At 63.8% G+C, this 14,421-nt stretch carries 12 protein-coding genes; 10 read left to right on the top strand and 2 right to left on the bottom strand.

Annotated features, from left to right (window positions below; all coding sequences use genetic code 11):
• Positions 1-44: 44 nt before the first annotated feature.
• Positions 45-1,169 (top strand): DUF2336 domain-containing protein, encoded by a 1,125-nt coding sequence (locus FJ959_RS29520; RefSeq protein WP_140633519.1) that lies wholly within the window; start codon positions 45-47, stop codon positions 1,167-1,169.
• 1 nt (position 1,170) lies between these two features.
• Here the strand turns inward: FJ959_RS29520 and FJ959_RS29515 are convergent, their stop codons facing one another.
• The gene (locus FJ959_RS29515; protein WP_140633516.1) at positions 1,171-3,237 is read right to left on the bottom strand and encodes an FUSC family protein; all 2,067 of its coding nucleotides are present in this window, start codon (positions 3,235-3,237) and stop codon (positions 1,171-1,173) included.
• 38 nt (positions 3,238-3,275) lie between these two features.
• Entirely contained in the window at positions 3,276-5,336 is a 2,061-nt protein-coding gene (gene parE, locus FJ959_RS29510) for a DNA topoisomerase IV subunit B (protein WP_140495843.1), read from the bottom strand.
• A gap of 235 nt (positions 5,337-5,571) precedes the next feature.
• On the opposite strand from parE, the gene cpaB reads away from it, so the two are divergent.
• From cpaB to FJ959_RS29465, 9 genes are all read left to right on the top strand, one after another.
• Positions 5,572-6,498 carry a Flp pilus assembly protein CpaB gene (gene cpaB, locus FJ959_RS29505; protein WP_246672739.1) on the top strand — a complete coding sequence of 309 codons (927 nt, stop codon included), beginning with the start codon at positions 5,572-5,574 and terminating at the stop codon, positions 6,496-6,498.
• A gap of 122 nt (positions 6,499-6,620) precedes the next feature.
• Positions 6,621-8,000 carry a type II and III secretion system protein family protein gene (locus FJ959_RS29500; RefSeq protein ID WP_246679019.1) on the top strand — a complete coding sequence of 460 codons (1,380 nt, stop codon included), beginning with the start codon at positions 6,621-6,623 and terminating at the stop codon, positions 7,998-8,000.
• A 4-nt stretch (positions 8,001-8,004) separates the two neighbouring features.
• Complete coding sequence (locus FJ959_RS29495; protein ID WP_140517033.1) at positions 8,005-8,274, top strand: hypothetical protein; 270 nt, start codon at positions 8,005-8,007, stop codon at positions 8,272-8,274.
• Between the two features lie 24 nt (positions 8,275-8,298).
• Positions 8,299-9,513, top strand: a complete 1,215-nt coding sequence (locus FJ959_RS29490) for a response regulator/pilus assembly protein (RefSeq protein ID WP_140633510.1) — start codon at positions 8,299-8,301, stop codon at positions 9,511-9,513.
• Positions 9,510-10,931 (top strand): CpaF family protein, encoded by a 1,422-nt coding sequence (locus FJ959_RS29485; protein WP_140633507.1) that lies wholly within the window; start codon positions 9,510-9,512, stop codon positions 10,929-10,931. The genes FJ959_RS29490 and FJ959_RS29485 overlap by 4 nt, the downstream gene beginning before the upstream one ends.
• Before the next feature lie 4 nt (positions 10,932-10,935).
• Positions 10,936-11,901, top strand: a complete 966-nt coding sequence (locus tag FJ959_RS29480; protein WP_140517027.1) for a type II secretion system F family protein — start codon at positions 10,936-10,938, stop codon at positions 11,899-11,901.
• A gap of 1 nt (position 11,902) precedes the next feature.
• Positions 11,903-12,865 carry a type II secretion system F family protein gene (locus FJ959_RS29475; protein WP_140564047.1) on the top strand — a complete coding sequence of 321 codons (963 nt, stop codon included), beginning with the start codon at positions 11,903-11,905 and terminating at the stop codon, positions 12,863-12,865.
• A 156-nt stretch (positions 12,866-13,021) separates the two neighbouring features.
• Positions 13,022-13,753: a hypothetical protein gene (locus FJ959_RS29470; RefSeq protein ID WP_246679018.1), complete on the top strand. Its 732-nt coding sequence runs from the start codon at positions 13,022-13,024 to the stop codon at positions 13,751-13,753.
• Positions 13,754-13,915: 162 nt separating this feature from the next.
• Positions 13,916-14,386, top strand: coding sequence for a tetratricopeptide repeat protein (locus tag FJ959_RS29465; RefSeq protein WP_140633504.1), 471 nt, complete (start codon positions 13,916-13,918; stop codon positions 14,384-14,386).
• Positions 14,387-14,421 lie beyond the last annotated feature (35 nt).

Below are 14,421 nucleotides of genomic sequence, written 5' to 3'. Positions count from 1 at the left end.
GCACGGGGTCGGAAACCTTCCGGCAAGGGGCGTAAGCAGGCGGTATGGTTGTTGTCTCGCATTTCCTGAAATGGATCTACACGGCCAGGGTATCGGAGCGCGCCGCGGCGGCAAGCGCGCTCGCCCGCGCCTATGTCGACGCGGAATTGCCGTTCGAGGATCGCTGCGCCGCCGAGGCGGCGCTGACCTTGCTGCTCGACGACGCATCGTCGAAGGTACGGCTGGCGGTGGCCGAGGCGCTGTCCATGAGCCATCACGCACCGCCCCAGATCATCAGCGCGCTTGCTTCCGACCAGCCGGAAGTCGCCGGCGTCGTGCTGACGCGATCGCCACTGCTTACCGACGCAGACCTGATCGATCGCGTGGCTTCAGGTCCGAAGGCGACGCAAAAACTGATCGCCGATCGGCCATTGGTCTCGATGGCGCTGTCGGCGGCTATCGCAGAGATCGGCGAGGCGGAGGCCTGCGCCGTGCTTTTGGCCAACAGCGGGGCCGATATCGCTTCGTTGAGTTTTCGCCGCATGGCCGAGCGCCACGGCCATCTGCCGCTGGTGCGCGAGGCGCTTATATCGGATTCACGCCTGCCTGCCGACTGCCGGCACATGCTGCTCGTCAAGCTCGGTGAGATGCTCAAGACCTCGCCGCTGGTCATGGCCTTGATGGGAGCCGCCCGGGCCGACCGCGTCATGCGCGACGCCTGCGTTAAGGCCTGCGTGACGCTGATCGAGAGCACGCGCCAGGAAGAGCATGCAGCACTGATCGAGCATCTCAGGCTGCGCGGCGATCTCACCGCGAGCTTCCTCATCCGCACCATCGCGCATGGTAAGGTCGACTTCTTCGGCTCGGCGCTGGTCGCGCTCAGCCAGCAGTCCGCCCAAAGAGTGAGGGCGCTGCTGGCCGGCGGACACGACGTGGCCTTGCAGGCGCTGTTCCGCAGTGCCGGCCTGGCTGCCGCCACGCACGCGGTCATCTTGCGCGCGCTGAAAATCTGGCGAGAGGTCGCCAACGGCAAGCGCGTCGCCGGCGTGCAGGAAGTCAGCTGGCTGATGCTGAAGGAATTGGGCGGACAGTCCGCGGAAGGCGATCTCGCCGCGCTGATCAAGTCGATCCATCTCGCTGCGTTGCGTGAAAATGCGCGCGGCCATGCGCTGGCGATCGCAGCCGCTTAACTTAGCCTTTATCCCTGGCAAAAAAATCCGGGAAATCCTCCATCGCCGCCGCGATAATCCGTAGTGACGCCGCAATCTGGAGCATTTCACCAGTGGCGTTTCGCTGAGCGATGCCGGCGGCATACTGCCGGGCGACGGCAATGGTGGCTGTCTGCGGGTCGCCCGGGGCGCGGAAGAGCAGTTCGCGTGCCAGTCCACGCAGGAAGTTGGCGATCGAAAGCGTCGTCTCGGCCGGAACCGCGTGCGCCTGCTGCGCGGCACGCAGCCGCAGGATCTCCAGACCGACGGTGACGGCGGCGACACTGCCGCCCAGAACCGCTTCACCCTTCCTGCCGCTGGTCTGCACCAGCGGCATCAATTGGTTGATGCGGTCATAGGCGAGGCTCTCGAAGGCCGAACGCCTCGGCACGCGCTCGTGCAGGCAAAGCCGCGCCAGATCCTCGCGCATGGCCCGCACGATGCGGTGCGCCGCGAGCCATGGGTCGGCGGGCAGCACGATGATGAAGACGCCGATTGCCAAAAGGATGCCGACCAGGATCGAGGCCGAGCCGGCGAAGAACGGGCCCGGGTCGTAGGTCATCGCCTGGTGCGGGCTGAGGAAAGCAAGAAAATTGATGGCGAAGGCCGTCGCCACGCCGACATAGCGGGGATTGGCCATGGCGAGCGCCGCCGGCACCAGGATCGGTACGACGAACAGCATGAACCAGCCGAAACCAGGAAAAACGGGAAGCGCGATCTGGCCGACGAGAAAGGCAAAGGGCAGAGCCAACAGCGTTCCCTGGAAGAACCCCCAGGCTACCCGCACCGGATCGGGGCGGGCGGCAAACAAGCTCGACACGACGGCAACCAGAATGACCGTGCCGGCGGCTTCCGACCATCTCGTCGTCAGCCAGAAAGCGGCGACCAGCAGCGTTGCAAGTGCCGCGCGGACCGCGTTGCGGCTCGCCCCGTGATAATCGCGATGTACCACCAGCGCCGGGGGCCTGCGTTCGCGTGAAGGCCGCGTGACGGGCGCACGCAAGGCATCGAGACCGCGCAGGGCCTGCTTCAGCGCTTCGGCGAAATCGGCAGCGATGGTGAGCCGGGTGACGGTGCCGACCCTGTCGCCGTCCTGGTCGGCCAAGGCGTCGGGCATCTGCGTTGCTTTGGCGCCGATCGCGTCGAGCCGTGCCAGCCAGGGCGCCGTGTCGTCGAGCGCGCCTGGCGTCGCCGCCATTTCAGTGACGAGGGCTTGCAGCTCCGAGCGCACCGGAATGAGCGCCGCGTTCTTCGGTGCGGCGTGTGAATGCAGCGCGCGGGCCGCGGACAGGGCTGAAAGCAGTTGTCCGATGGTGCGCCGGACCGGATGGGCGCGCGGCGCGAAGCTCGGGGCCTCCAGCCTGGCATAGGCGCGCATCTCGGCGAGCGTCTGGGTGTCGGCGACCAGCTTCCGGTGCAGGCCGGAAAGCATTGCCGTGTCGCCACCGGAAAAGGCGCCGCCGGCATAGGTGGCAAGGTCGAGAATGCTGCGCTTCAGCCGCGAGATGATGGCCTCGCTGGCCAATTTGGGCAGGATCAGCCGACTGGTCAGGCCGGCGCAGACAATGCCGAGTACGATCTCGGCACAGCGCGCGACCGCGAGGTCGACGACGAGATGCGGCTGGCCAAACGCCGGCAAGCCGATGATCATCGCGGTGTAGCCGGCCAGCGCCGCTCCGTAAGCTTCCGGGTTGCGCAGCAGCGACGACACGAAGGTGCAAATGCCGATCCATAGGGCAAGCACCGTCACCAGCACCCAGGGATTCGTGCCGAAGACAGTGGTGATGGCAATTGCGGCAGCACCGCCCGCCAGCGTGCCGAGCAACCGATAAAAGCCTTTCCCCAACACCATGCCGGCGACCGGCTGGGCAACGATGAACACCGTCATCATCGCCCATTGCGGGTGATCGAGCTTGAGGGCGTAGGCGGCCATAAGCGCGATCAGGCCGGCCGAGACCGTGCGCAAGGCGAAGATCCAGTCCGACCGGGTCGGCTGTGTCAGCCCGGCAAGAGCCGCTTCGAAATAGTCTTTCAGCCGTTGCCAGCTCACACGCGCGTCTCCGCAAGCCTTGATCGACCGGCCTGCGCTCAGATATCCAGCACTTCCGTTTCCGCGAATTCGGCGCGTTCCTGGATGAACCGGAAACGAGCCTCCGGCTTGGTGCCCATCAGCGCATCGACCGCGTCCTTGGTGGCGGCCTCGGCATCGATCACATCGACGCGGAGCAGCGTACGCTTCCTCGGATCCATGGTTGTCTCCTTGAGCTGCGCGGCCATCATTTCGCCCAGGCCCTTGAAGCGACCGATCTCGACCTTGCCGCGCCCGGTGAACTCGGTGCGCAGCAATTCGTCCTTGTGCGCGTCGTCACGCGCATAGGCGACCTTGCCGCCCTGCCGGATCGAATAGAGCGGCGGCACCGCCAGGTAGAGATGTCCGCCGCGAACCAGGTTCGGCATCTCCTGGTAGAAGAAGGTGATCAGCAGCGAGGCGATGTGAGCGCCGTCGACGTCGGCGTCGGTCATGATGATGACGCGGTCGTAGCGAAGATCCTCGTCGCGGTATTTCGACCGCGTGCCGCAACCAAGCGCCTGGATCAGATCGGAAATCTGCTGGTTGGCGGCCAGCTTGTCGTTGCCGGCGCTGGCGACGTTGAGAATCTTGCCGCGCAGCGGCAGCACCGCCTGGCTGGCGCGGTCACGAGCCTGCTTGGCCGAGCCGCCGGCCGAATCGCCTTCGACGATGAAGAGTTCGGCGCCGGCGGCCGCATTCTGCGTGCAATCGGCAAGCTTGCCCGGCAGGCGCAGCTTGCGCACCGCACTCTTGCGCGACACTTCCTTTTCCTGGCGGCGTCGTACCCGCTCGTCGGCGCGTGCGATAACCCATTCGAGCAGCTTCGACGCTTCCTGCGGATTGTCGGCCAGCCAATGGTCGAACGGGTCGCGGATCGCGGTCTCGACGATGCGGATCGCCTCGATCGTCGCCAGCCTGTCCTTGGTCTGGCCGACGAATTCAGGCTCGCGGATGAACACCGACAGCATGCCCGCCGCCGAGATCATGACGTCTTCCGAAGTGACGATCGAGGCGCGCTTGTTGCCGACGAGGTCGGCATAGGCGCGCAGGCCGCGCGTCAAGACGTTGCGGAAGCCGGCCTCGTGGGTGCCGCCTTCGCCGGTCGGGATGGTGTTGCAGTAGGAGTTGATGAAGCCGTCGCCGCCGAACCAGGTCACCGCCCATTCCAGCGAGCCATGGCCGCCTTGCCTGTCGCTCTTGCCGGCGAAGATTTCGCGCGTTACCTGGAATTCGTCGCCGAGCGACGCTTTCAGATAGTCCTTGAGGCCGCCGGGAAAATGGAATTCGGCCTTGGCCGGAGTGGTGTCCTTTTCCTTGATCAGCGAAGGATCGCAGGTCCATCGGATTTCGACGCCGCCGAACAGATAGGCCTTCGAGCGTGTCATGCGGTAGAGCCGCGCCGGCTCGAACGCGGCACCCTTGCCGAAAATCTGCTCGTCGGGATGGAAGCGGGTCCTGGTGCCGCGCCGGTTGTGAACTTCGCCAAGGTGCTCGAGGCCGCTGACCGGGATGCCGCGCGAGAAGCGCTGCCGGTAAAGTTGCCGTCCGCGCGCGACTTCGACTTCGAGATGATCCGACAGCGCGTTGACCACGGAGACGCCGACGCCGTGCAGGCCGCCCGAGGTTTCATAGACCTTGCTATCGAACTTGCCGCCCGAATGCAGCGTCGTCATGATCACTTCGAGCGCCGGCTTCTTGAACTTCGGATGCGGATCGACGGGAATGCCGCGGCCATTGTCGGTGACGGTGAGAAAGCCGTCAGCCGAAAGCTCGACATCGATGAATGTGGCATGGCCGGCAACCGCCTCGTCCATCGAGTTGTCGATGACCTCGGCGAACAGATGGTGCATGGCCTTGTCGTCGGTGCCGCCAATATACATGCCCGGACGGCGCCGCACCGGCTCCAGGCCTTCGAGTACCTCGATATCGGCGGCGCTGTAGCCCTCTGAGCCGTCACGAGACGCCGCCGCCGGACGCTTGGCTGCCGCCTGCACCAGCGGATCGGCCGGACGCGCCGGTGTGCGAACCGGTTGCGGCTGCTTCTCCAGATTGCCGAAAAGATCGTTGTTGTCGTCCATGCCTGCCATAGAGCCCAAGCTGCGAATCACCCGCCGATACTGCCACGCTTTTCAGCGCCAAGCGACGGAGGTTCCTGTTACGTTCGGGGATTAACCCCCTCTTATCCTAAAACCATTCGATAACCAAGCCGGCGGAAATCAGGCGGATAGCCAGCGAGAAGATTCCTGATTCTTTAACAATGCCGCCTAGCGTGAGCCAACATAACAAGAAACTACGGGCATCAGGGGTTTGGGCGTGAGGGGCAAGGCCATAACGATGATCGGCATCGCCGCCGTTTTCGGCGCGATCTCGATCTTTGCCGCGGATTTCTGGGTCAAGCGCCAGGCCAGGGCCGACGCCGAGGAGAAAACCGCGTCGATCGCGGCGCCCGCCGCGCCGACGGTCGAATTCAAGACCATCGTGGTGGCGAATGCACCGTTGCGATACGGCATGGATCTCGACCGCGCGAAACTCAGCGAAATTCCGTGGCCGCAGGATTCGCTGCCGCAGGGCGCCTTCGCCACCATCGATGGACTGCTCGGGGACGGCAACCGCGTGGTGCTGTCGCCGATCGAGGTCAACGAACCGGTGCTGCTTACAAAGCTGTCCGGCCCGAATGGCCGCGCCACGCTCTCCAACATGCTGACGCCCGGCATGCGGGCCGTCACCATCCGCACCGACGAGATCGCGGGCGTCGGCGGCTTCGTCACGCCGGGCGATCGGGTCGATGTCGTGCTGACGCGCGATGCCGGCGAAATCCAGGAAGTGGCCAAGAATGCGCAAGGCGCCGCCGGTTCGACCATCACCTCAGAGATCGTCGTTGCCGACGCGAAGGTGCTGAGCGTCGGGCAGGGCGCCGACGAGCGCCAAACGACGCCGCAGGTGGCCAATTCCATAACCATCGAGGTGACCACCGAAGGCGCGCAGAAAGTGGCGCTGGCCCGCACTGTCGGCACGCTGTCGCTGTCGCTTCGCTCCGCCAGCGAGGGCGGCGAGGGCAAGGACGGTGTGACCACCATCTCCTCCTTTGGCGGATCGGTGGCGGGCAAGGCGCAGGCCGCAGCCGGCTCGCTGTTCGACGCCGTGGCAAAGGAGCCGGAGAAGCCGAAATTCAAGACGGTCATCGTGACGCGTGGAACCACGGCCGAGGAATATCAGGTTCCTGCGCGGGACCAGAAATAGGAATATCCGGTTCCTGAGTGGGACCAGAGCAGGACCGGTGGGGACCGGACGGGACGGGAACAATGTTCAGGCAACTTCAATATCGAATGGCATGCCGGTTGCACTTCGCGCGGGCCGTGGCGATGGCGGTGACGATGGCGGCGGCCGGCATCTTCGCCGGCCCGGCCAGGGCGGACAACGACATCGTCTATGTCTCGGCGACCAAGAACGCCTCGATCAAGGTCGCCAAGGGCAAGCCAAAGACGATCATGACGAGCGCGGCCTTCTACCAGATCGTCATCGGCGATCCGGAGATCGCCAACGTCAACCCGCTGACCGACAAATCCTTCTATGTGCTGGGCAACAATCTCGGCACCACTGGCATTGCCCTGTTCGACGAGAACAAGCAGCTCGTCGGCACCGTCGACATCGAAGTGACGCTCGATACCGACCAGTTGGCCGACACGATCCGCGCCAGCGTGCCGGACGCCAAGATCAAGGTCGGCTCCGCCAATGGCCGCGTCGTGCTGTCGGGCGAGGCGGATGACGCGGTCGCCGCCGAAAAGGCAAACAAGATCGCCACCCGCTTCTCCGGCAATGAGGAGGTGATCAATTCGGTCAACATCTCGTCCTCGCAGCAGGTCCAGCTCAATGTTCGCTTCGTCGAGATCAACCGCCAGGCGGGGCAGGATCTCGGCGCCAAATACAGTGCCAATTTCGCTTATGGCATGGGCGGACGCGACGTTACGATTGCTCCCGGCACCATTGAGCCGGCGGGGACCGGCGAGATCATCGGCAAGCTGCTGTCGAACGGCGTTTCCATCGACATCGCCATCAAGGCACTGGAAGAGCGCGGCCTGGCTCGTCGGCTGGCCGAGCCGAACCTGATCGCCCGGTCCGGCGAGACGGCGAGCTTCCTGGCCGGCGGCGAGTTTCCGATCCCGGTTTCCGAAGACAACGGCAAGATTTCCGTCAGCTACAAGAAGTACGGCGTCAGCCTGGATTTCACGCCCACCGTTCTGAAGGACGGGCTGGTCAGCCTCGACATCGCGCCGGAAGTCTCCTCGATCGACGCGTCGGCTTCCTACAATATCGGCAGCATCTCGGTGCCCGGCTTCATCGTGCGCCGCGCCAGGACGTCGGTCGACCTGAAGAACGGCCAGAGCTTCATGATCGCGGGGCTGCTGCAGTCGCAGAACGACATCACCACCTCGCGCATACCGGGCCTCGGCAAGATGCCGGTGCTCGGGGCCCTGTTCTCGTCGAAATCCTACCAGCGGCGCGAGACGGACCTGGTGATCATCGTCACGCCTTACCTTGTCAAGCCGGTGGATCCGTCGAAGAAAATGGCCGAGCCGACCGATGGCACGCAGCCTGCCAGCAATGTCGACTATTTCCTCAACAACACCGAGGAGGTGAGGGCGTCGGACACCAATCGCGCGCTGGCGCTGGCTGACGGCAGCGCCGCGCGTGCCGCTCCCGCCACCAAAGTCGGGCATTTCCTCGACCTGCCGAAGGACTGAAGCCATGCGGATGGTCTTGAGCTCGAGCGTCGCCTTGCTGCTTGCCGGCTTCACCGCCGGCTGCACGAGCGACGACTATGTGCGCAGCGAAGGCGTGACCAGCGGCGCCGGGGAGGCCCAGGCCGCCAACACCGTCATGCAGATGGTCGATCCCTGGAAATACGGCGTCCAGAACACCAGGCTTCTCGTGCCTGCCCAGCGCGGCAGCACGGAACCCGCCACCGCCGAGCAGGCGGCCAGCGCCAAGGCATCGCAAGCCAGCGCCGACAATTGATCCGAGATCACAGGCTGACAATAAATGGCAAACGGCATCAAGATCAGGAAAATCCTGCTCATATCGACGGACAGAACCTTCGCGCAGGACACCCGGACGGCGTTTGCCGCCTCGGAGATCATCCAGCTCTCGACGGTGGACAAGAATATCACCGAACTTCGCGGCGAGGTCCAGGAGGCCGATCTCGGGGCGATCATCGTCGATATGGACGCAGCGAAGCTTCAGGAGATCGATGCGCTGCAACGCGTCATGCGCCGGCTGGAAGGCAAGGCGCCGGTCGTGGTCGTCACCCAGGAGTTCAACGCCGCCGCCGCGCGCATCCTCGTGCAGCTCAAGGTCGCGGATTTCCTGGTCAAGCCGATCACCACGGCCGATCTCGTGCGTTCGGTGGTGCGTGCGCTGCAAGGGCCGGGGCGCGAGGAAAACACCGAGTCGCAGATCTATACCTTCATGCCCGCGGCAGGCGGCGTCGGCACCACGACGCTGGCTTTGCAGACCGCGTTCCAGCTGCATCATTCAGTGACGCGCGGCGCCTCGACCTGCGTGGTGGACCTCAATTTCCAGCAGGGCGCCTGCGCCGAATATCTCGACCTGGAGCCGCGTTTCGACATCACCGAAATCGAGAACCAGCCGGAGCGTCTCGACAGGCAATTGCTCGACGTGATGCTGTCGAAGCATGCCAGCGGACTTTGTGTTCTGGCCGCACCGACGCAGCCGGCGGAGATGCGATCGTTCAAGACCGATGTCGTGGTGCGGATGCTGGACCTCGTCTCGGCCTATTTCGACAATGTCGTCATCGACATGCCGCGCACCTGGTTTCCGTGGACGGAGACGGTGCTGCTCGGCTCCAACAAGCTCTACATCGTCGCCGAAATGACGGTACCGTGCCTGCGCCACACGCAACGCCTGATCCAGGCGGTCTACGAGACCGCCGGCAAGGAAGTGAAGCCGAACGTCATCGTCAACCGTTTCGAGCAGAAGATGTTTGACAGCGGCATCAAGCAGGCGGACGTCCAGGAAATCCTCGGCGAGCATTTCGTCGGCGGCATCGCCAACAATTACCGGCTGGTGCGCGAGGCCGTCGATCGCGGCGTGCCGCTGCACGAGATCGATGCCAATGCCAACGTCGTCAACGACCTGAAGAGGATCATCCTTCCGGAGGAAGTGGCGGCGGCGCCGGGCAAATCGAAATCGCTGTTCGGCTTCGGCAAGAGCCTTTTGAAGAGGAAGGCCGGATGAGCAGCCGCTTTTCCACCTTGCAGAACCGCGATGCGCGTCCGCAGCGCTCCGCCGAGCCGACGGCGGTTGCGCACCACGCGGTCGTCATCCCGACGAGCCGGAAGGTCTTGCCGGCGAAAATCGAAGCCGTGCCGGGCAAGAGCGCCAACAAGGTGCTCGATGCGCGCGTGCGTATCCACCGGTTGCTGCTCGAGGAGATCAATCTTGTCGCGCTGGAGCGGCTGCCCAGGGACGAGATGCGCCGGCAGGTGCATGATTTCGTGTCGGAAAAGACGCGCGAAGAGCGGATGGCGATCAACACCGTCGAACTCGATGCCCTGGTCGACGACATCGTCGACGAGATGGTCGGGCTCGGCCCGCTCGAGCCGCTGCTCAAGGACCCCGACATCAATGATATCCTGATCAACGGCCATCAGAACTGCTTCGTCGAAAAGAAGGGCAAGCTGCAGCAGGTCCACATTCCGTTCAAGGATGAGGCGCATCTGCTTAGAATCATAAACAAAATCGTTGCCGCGGTCGGCCGCCGCGTCGACGAATCACAGCCGATGGTCGACGCCCGCATGCTGGACGGCTCGCGTTTCAACGCCGCCATCCGTCCGGTGGCGGTCGACGGGCCGCTGGTGTCGATCCGCAAATTTTCCAAGAACAAGCTCGGCCTGCACCGGCTGGTCGAATTCGGCGCCATCACCCAGAACATGGCCGAAGTGCTTGCTGCGGCAGTACATGCCCGCAAGACGACGATCATTTCGGGCGGCACCGGCACCGGCAAGACGACCATGCTCAACGCGCTGTCGGCCTTCATTCCCGAGGACGAGCGGCTGATCACCATCGAGGACGCGGCGGAGCTTCGGTTGCAGCAGCCGCATGTCGCGCGCATGGAAACCCGGCCGGCCAACATCGAAGGCCATGGCGAGCTCAAGCAGCGCGACCTCGTCAAGAACGCGCTGCGCATGCGGCCTGATCGCGTCATCCTCGGCGAGTGCCGCGGCGAGGAGGCCTTCGACATGCTGCAGGCCATGAACACCGGCCATGAAGGGTCGATGGCCACCATTCACGCCAATACGCCGCGCGATGCCATTTCGCGGCTCGAGCAGATGCTGGGCATGACCGGCATGCCGATGACGGTGCAGTCGATCCGCAGCCAGATCGCCAGCGCCATCGACATCATCGTCCAGTTGACCCGGCTCTCCGACGGCAAGCGCAAGGTGACGAGCGTCGCCGAGGTGACGGGCATGGAAGGCGACGTCATCCAGATGCAGGAGATCTTCCGCTTCGTGCGCACCGGCATGGACGCCGATGGCACGATCCTCGGCCATTTCGAAGCGACCGGGATCCGGCCGCGCTTCCTGGAGGACCTGCGCGCCATGGGCATCGAGTTTCCCGGGCGCTATTTCGAACCCGGCCGGCCGCAGGAGTAACCAGGTGTTGGACGGATTCAGCGCGATCTATGTCGTCTATGCCGGGGCTGCATTGACCGGCATCATGATCGCCGAGGCCGTTTACCTGCTCTATGCCGGCCGCAGCGACAGGCGCACCGCCATCAACCGGCGCATGAAGCTGCAGGAAAACAGGATCAGTCAGGAACAGGTGCTGATCCAATTGCGTAAGGAGCGTGGTCTCGATGCGGGCACGTCGCTGTTCTCGCCTGACCGTTTTCGCGCCCTGCGCGCCCAGTCGGGCATGATCATGCCGCTGTCGAAGTTCCTGATAATCACTTCGGGGATGGCGCTGGCTGCGGCCCTTGCCGCCATCTGGTATGGCTTGCCGCTGCTGATGGGCGCCATTCTGTTTGTCGTCGTGTTGCCGGTGCTGCCGGTGATGGCGATGCGCTCCATGCGCAAGCGCAGGCTGAAGCGGTTCGGCATGCAGTTGCCGGAAGCGCTGGAACTGATTACGCGCGGCCTCAAGGCCGGCCATCCGGTACCGGTGGCCATCGCCATGGTGTCGCGCGAAATGCCCGACCCGATCGGCACCGAGTTCGGCGTGATTGCCGATGAGGTGACCTTTGGTTCGGATCTGGTTTCGGCGCTGAATTCGCTGTTCGACAGGGTCGGCCATGAGGATCTGCCGCTGTTCGTCACCGCCGTGTCGATCCAGACGAGTTCTGGCGGCAATCTGCGCGAAATCCTCGACGGACTGTCGACGACGATCCGCGAACGCGGCAAGCTGCGCCGCAAGGTGCGCGCCATTTCAACCGAAGGCCGTCTGTCGGCCTATATCCTGACGGCCGTGCCGGCGCTGCTGTTCACGACCATCATGGCATTCATGCCTGGATATTACAGCGACGTCTGGGGCGTGCCGAAGACGTGGTACATGGTTGGTGGCTCGGTCACCTGGCTGATGCTGGGCAATCTGATCATGTTCAAAATGTCGAACTTCAAATTCTGACATGCAGAAGGTCGTTGAATTCCTCGCCTCGCTCGCGCCGACCTCGCTGATGCCGGTGGCTGTCCTGCTGCTGGCCGTGGGCGCTGCCGCTTTTGCCTGGCCGATGGTGGTGGCAAAGGGCGATCGCAACGAAGTCAGGCGCAGACTCAAGGTCGACGACGGTCCGGTGGCCGCCAGGCCGGAACCGGTCCAGAAGAAGAATACCGGCGTCGTTCGCGAGAAGGCGGTGAAGAAGGCGCAGGAATTCTACGCCAAGAGCGATCCCGAAAACGTCGCCCGCCTGCGTTTGAAACTCATCCAGGCGGGCTACATGGAGCCGCGCGCCGTCGGCATGTTCTTTCTCATCCGTTTCACGGCGATGGTGGGCATCGCGCTCGCCGTCTTCGTGCTCAACCGCTGGATGGCCAGCCCCGACGCCACGATGACCAGCCGCTGGGCCTTCGTCGTGCTGTCGGGCGTGGCCGGCTATTTCCTGCCAGGGCTGGTGCTGACCCAGAAGATACGGGAAAAGATGCGCGAATACCGCAACGGCTTCCCCGATTTCATGGACCTGATGATCGTCTGTTCGGATGCCGGCATGAGCATGGAAGCGGGCGTCGAGCGCGTCTCGAAGGAACTCGCAAAGACCTACCCGTCGCTCAGCCAGAACCTGCAGCTCGTGTCGCTGGAGCTGCGGGCCGGGCGCAGCCTCGACGATGCACTGAAGGCGCTCGCCGATCGCCTGAGCCTGGACGAGGTGCGCTCCTTCGCCACGCTGCTGCAACAGTCCAAGGAGCTTGGCACCAGCCTGTCGGGGGCGCTGCGCGTCTTTTCCGACGAGATGCGCCACAAGCGCATGTCGCTGGCCGAGGAAAAGGCGCATGCCTTGCCGGCCAAGATGTCGGTGCCGGTCGTGGTTTGCATCCTGCCGGTGGTGCTGATGATCGCGGTCATTCCGATCATCGTCAAAATGACCGGCCACTAGGATTTGCTGATATTCAGTGAAGCCGGCGATCTGCAAAGTCCGCAAATGAATGAGAAGTCCATGCGAATGCTGTTGCGCGCTTTTGTCCTCGGCCTTGCCGCGGCCAGTCTGTCGCCCGTCTGGGCTGCAGCCGATTGCGGCGATGCCGCTGCCCTGGTGCAGCAGGCTTATCCCAAGGCCCGCAAGAGCGCTGACTGTGCCTCGTTCACGCTCGAACCCCACACCAGCATCGCCCTGACGTCCGCATTTGGCGACCCGCCGGGGCTGATCTGCAAGATCTGGCCCGCCCATGAGGCCCTGCTGTTGGTCGCGGTGCCGCTGATGGACAGTTCGCAACCCAGCGACTACGCGCATGCCGGCGATATCGAGCTTCTGGTCATCGACAGGAAAAGCCGGCAGGTGCGCCAGCGTCTGCTGCAGCCCGGGCTGATGAATGATGATGCCATCGCCATCCGCAAGTTCGAACTCGATACCGGCCGGTATGCGCTGGCGCCCGATGTCTCCGCCTTCGGCCTGCGCATCGAAATGGCGAACAATTCGCTGCCTAACCCTTTCAGTGAAACCGACCTGCGGCTCTATGCCGAGGACGGCGATGCCCTGCGGATGGTGCTCGATGGCCTGGTCGTGGCCGGCAATGGCGGCGAGGGCGATACCAATTGCGCCGGATCCTTCCATATCAGTCAGGTGAGCCTGGCGATGAGCCCGGCCAAACATCATGGCTACCACGACATCGCGATGGTCGAACGGATGGATACCGACAATCCGTTGCCCGACAGCAATGGCGAGTGCCAGTCCCACCCCGGCAAGTCCGTGAGCCAAACCTACCGGCTGCGCTATGACGGCAGCCGGTATACGGTTCCGGCGGGACTCAAGGCCCTGGAACCGTGAGAACGCCGCTGGCCGTGATCGAGGCGTTGCGGCCTGGTGGTTAATAGCTGGTGTACCCAGGGCCTAATTTTGGCGGCGTTTCGGCACCTAAGTTTAATTGCTCTGGAATAGTGTGTTTCCTGAAGAACGACCCGGCAAAAAACCGGGCGATGGGGCAGGGGCATGCGTCACAGTAATTTCACGGCAATGGCCGCGATGGCGGCCGTCTTGATGATGTCTGGTTGTACGACGAGTGGCGTCGACACCACCAAAACCACCGCCATTCAACCGGCCGCGAAGGACGTCAGCACATCCGATCTGGCGGAAGGCAAGGCGCAATTTCGCGACGCGAATTACGGTCTTGCCGAACAGCATTTCCGCAAGGCCGTCGAGTTGAAGGCCGACAATCCGGAAGCCTGGATGGGCCTCGCCGCTTCCTATGACGAACTCGGCCGCTTCGACTTCGCCGATCGTGCCTACGATCAGTTGCTCAAGGTCGCCGGGCGCAAGCCGCAGATCGTCAACAATATGGGCTATTCGCAATTGCTGCGCGGCAACAGGAAAAAGGCAAGGGCGCTGCTGCTCGAAGCCAAGGCCGGCATGGCCGACCCCACGGTCGTCGATGCCAATCTTGCCCTCCTGAACAAGGGCTGACGGCTGTCTGGTGGCCACGATCGTCGCGAGGACGA

The organism is Mesorhizobium sp. B2-2-4 (genome assembly GCF_006442375.1).
Lineage (GTDB): Bacteria > Pseudomonadota > Alphaproteobacteria > Rhizobiales > Rhizobiaceae > Mesorhizobium.
Note: the sequence above shows the minus strand (reverse complement) of the source record. Positions and strands in the feature narration are given on the sequence as shown.

Excerpts from the sequence above, each read along its gene's own strand:
- FJ959_RS29520 (WP_140633519.1), top strand. The coding sequence starts at position 45 with ATGGTTGTTGTCTCGCATTTCCTGAAATGGATCTACACGGCCAGGGTA.
- parE (WP_140495843.1), bottom strand. The coding sequence starts at position 5,336 with ATGGACGACAACAACGATCTTTTCGGCAATCTGGAGAAGCAGCCGCAA.
- FJ959_RS29500 (WP_246679019.1), top strand. The coding sequence starts at position 6,621 with ATGGCGGTGACGATGGCGGCGGCCGGCATCTTCGCCGGCCCGGCCAGG.
- FJ959_RS29495 (WP_140517033.1), top strand. The coding sequence starts at position 8,005 with ATGCGGATGGTCTTGAGCTCGAGCGTCGCCTTGCTGCTTGCCGGCTTC.
- FJ959_RS29490 (WP_140633510.1), top strand. The coding sequence starts at position 8,299 with ATGGCAAACGGCATCAAGATCAGGAAAATCCTGCTCATATCGACGGAC.
- FJ959_RS29485 (WP_140633507.1), top strand. The coding sequence starts at position 9,510 with ATGAGCAGCCGCTTTTCCACCTTGCAGAACCGCGATGCGCGTCCGCAG.
- FJ959_RS29475 (WP_140564047.1), top strand. The coding sequence starts at position 11,903 with ATGCAGAAGGTCGTTGAATTCCTCGCCTCGCTCGCGCCGACCTCGCTG.
- FJ959_RS29465 (WP_140633504.1), top strand. The coding sequence starts at position 13,916 with ATGCGTCACAGTAATTTCACGGCAATGGCCGCGATGGCGGCCGTCTTG.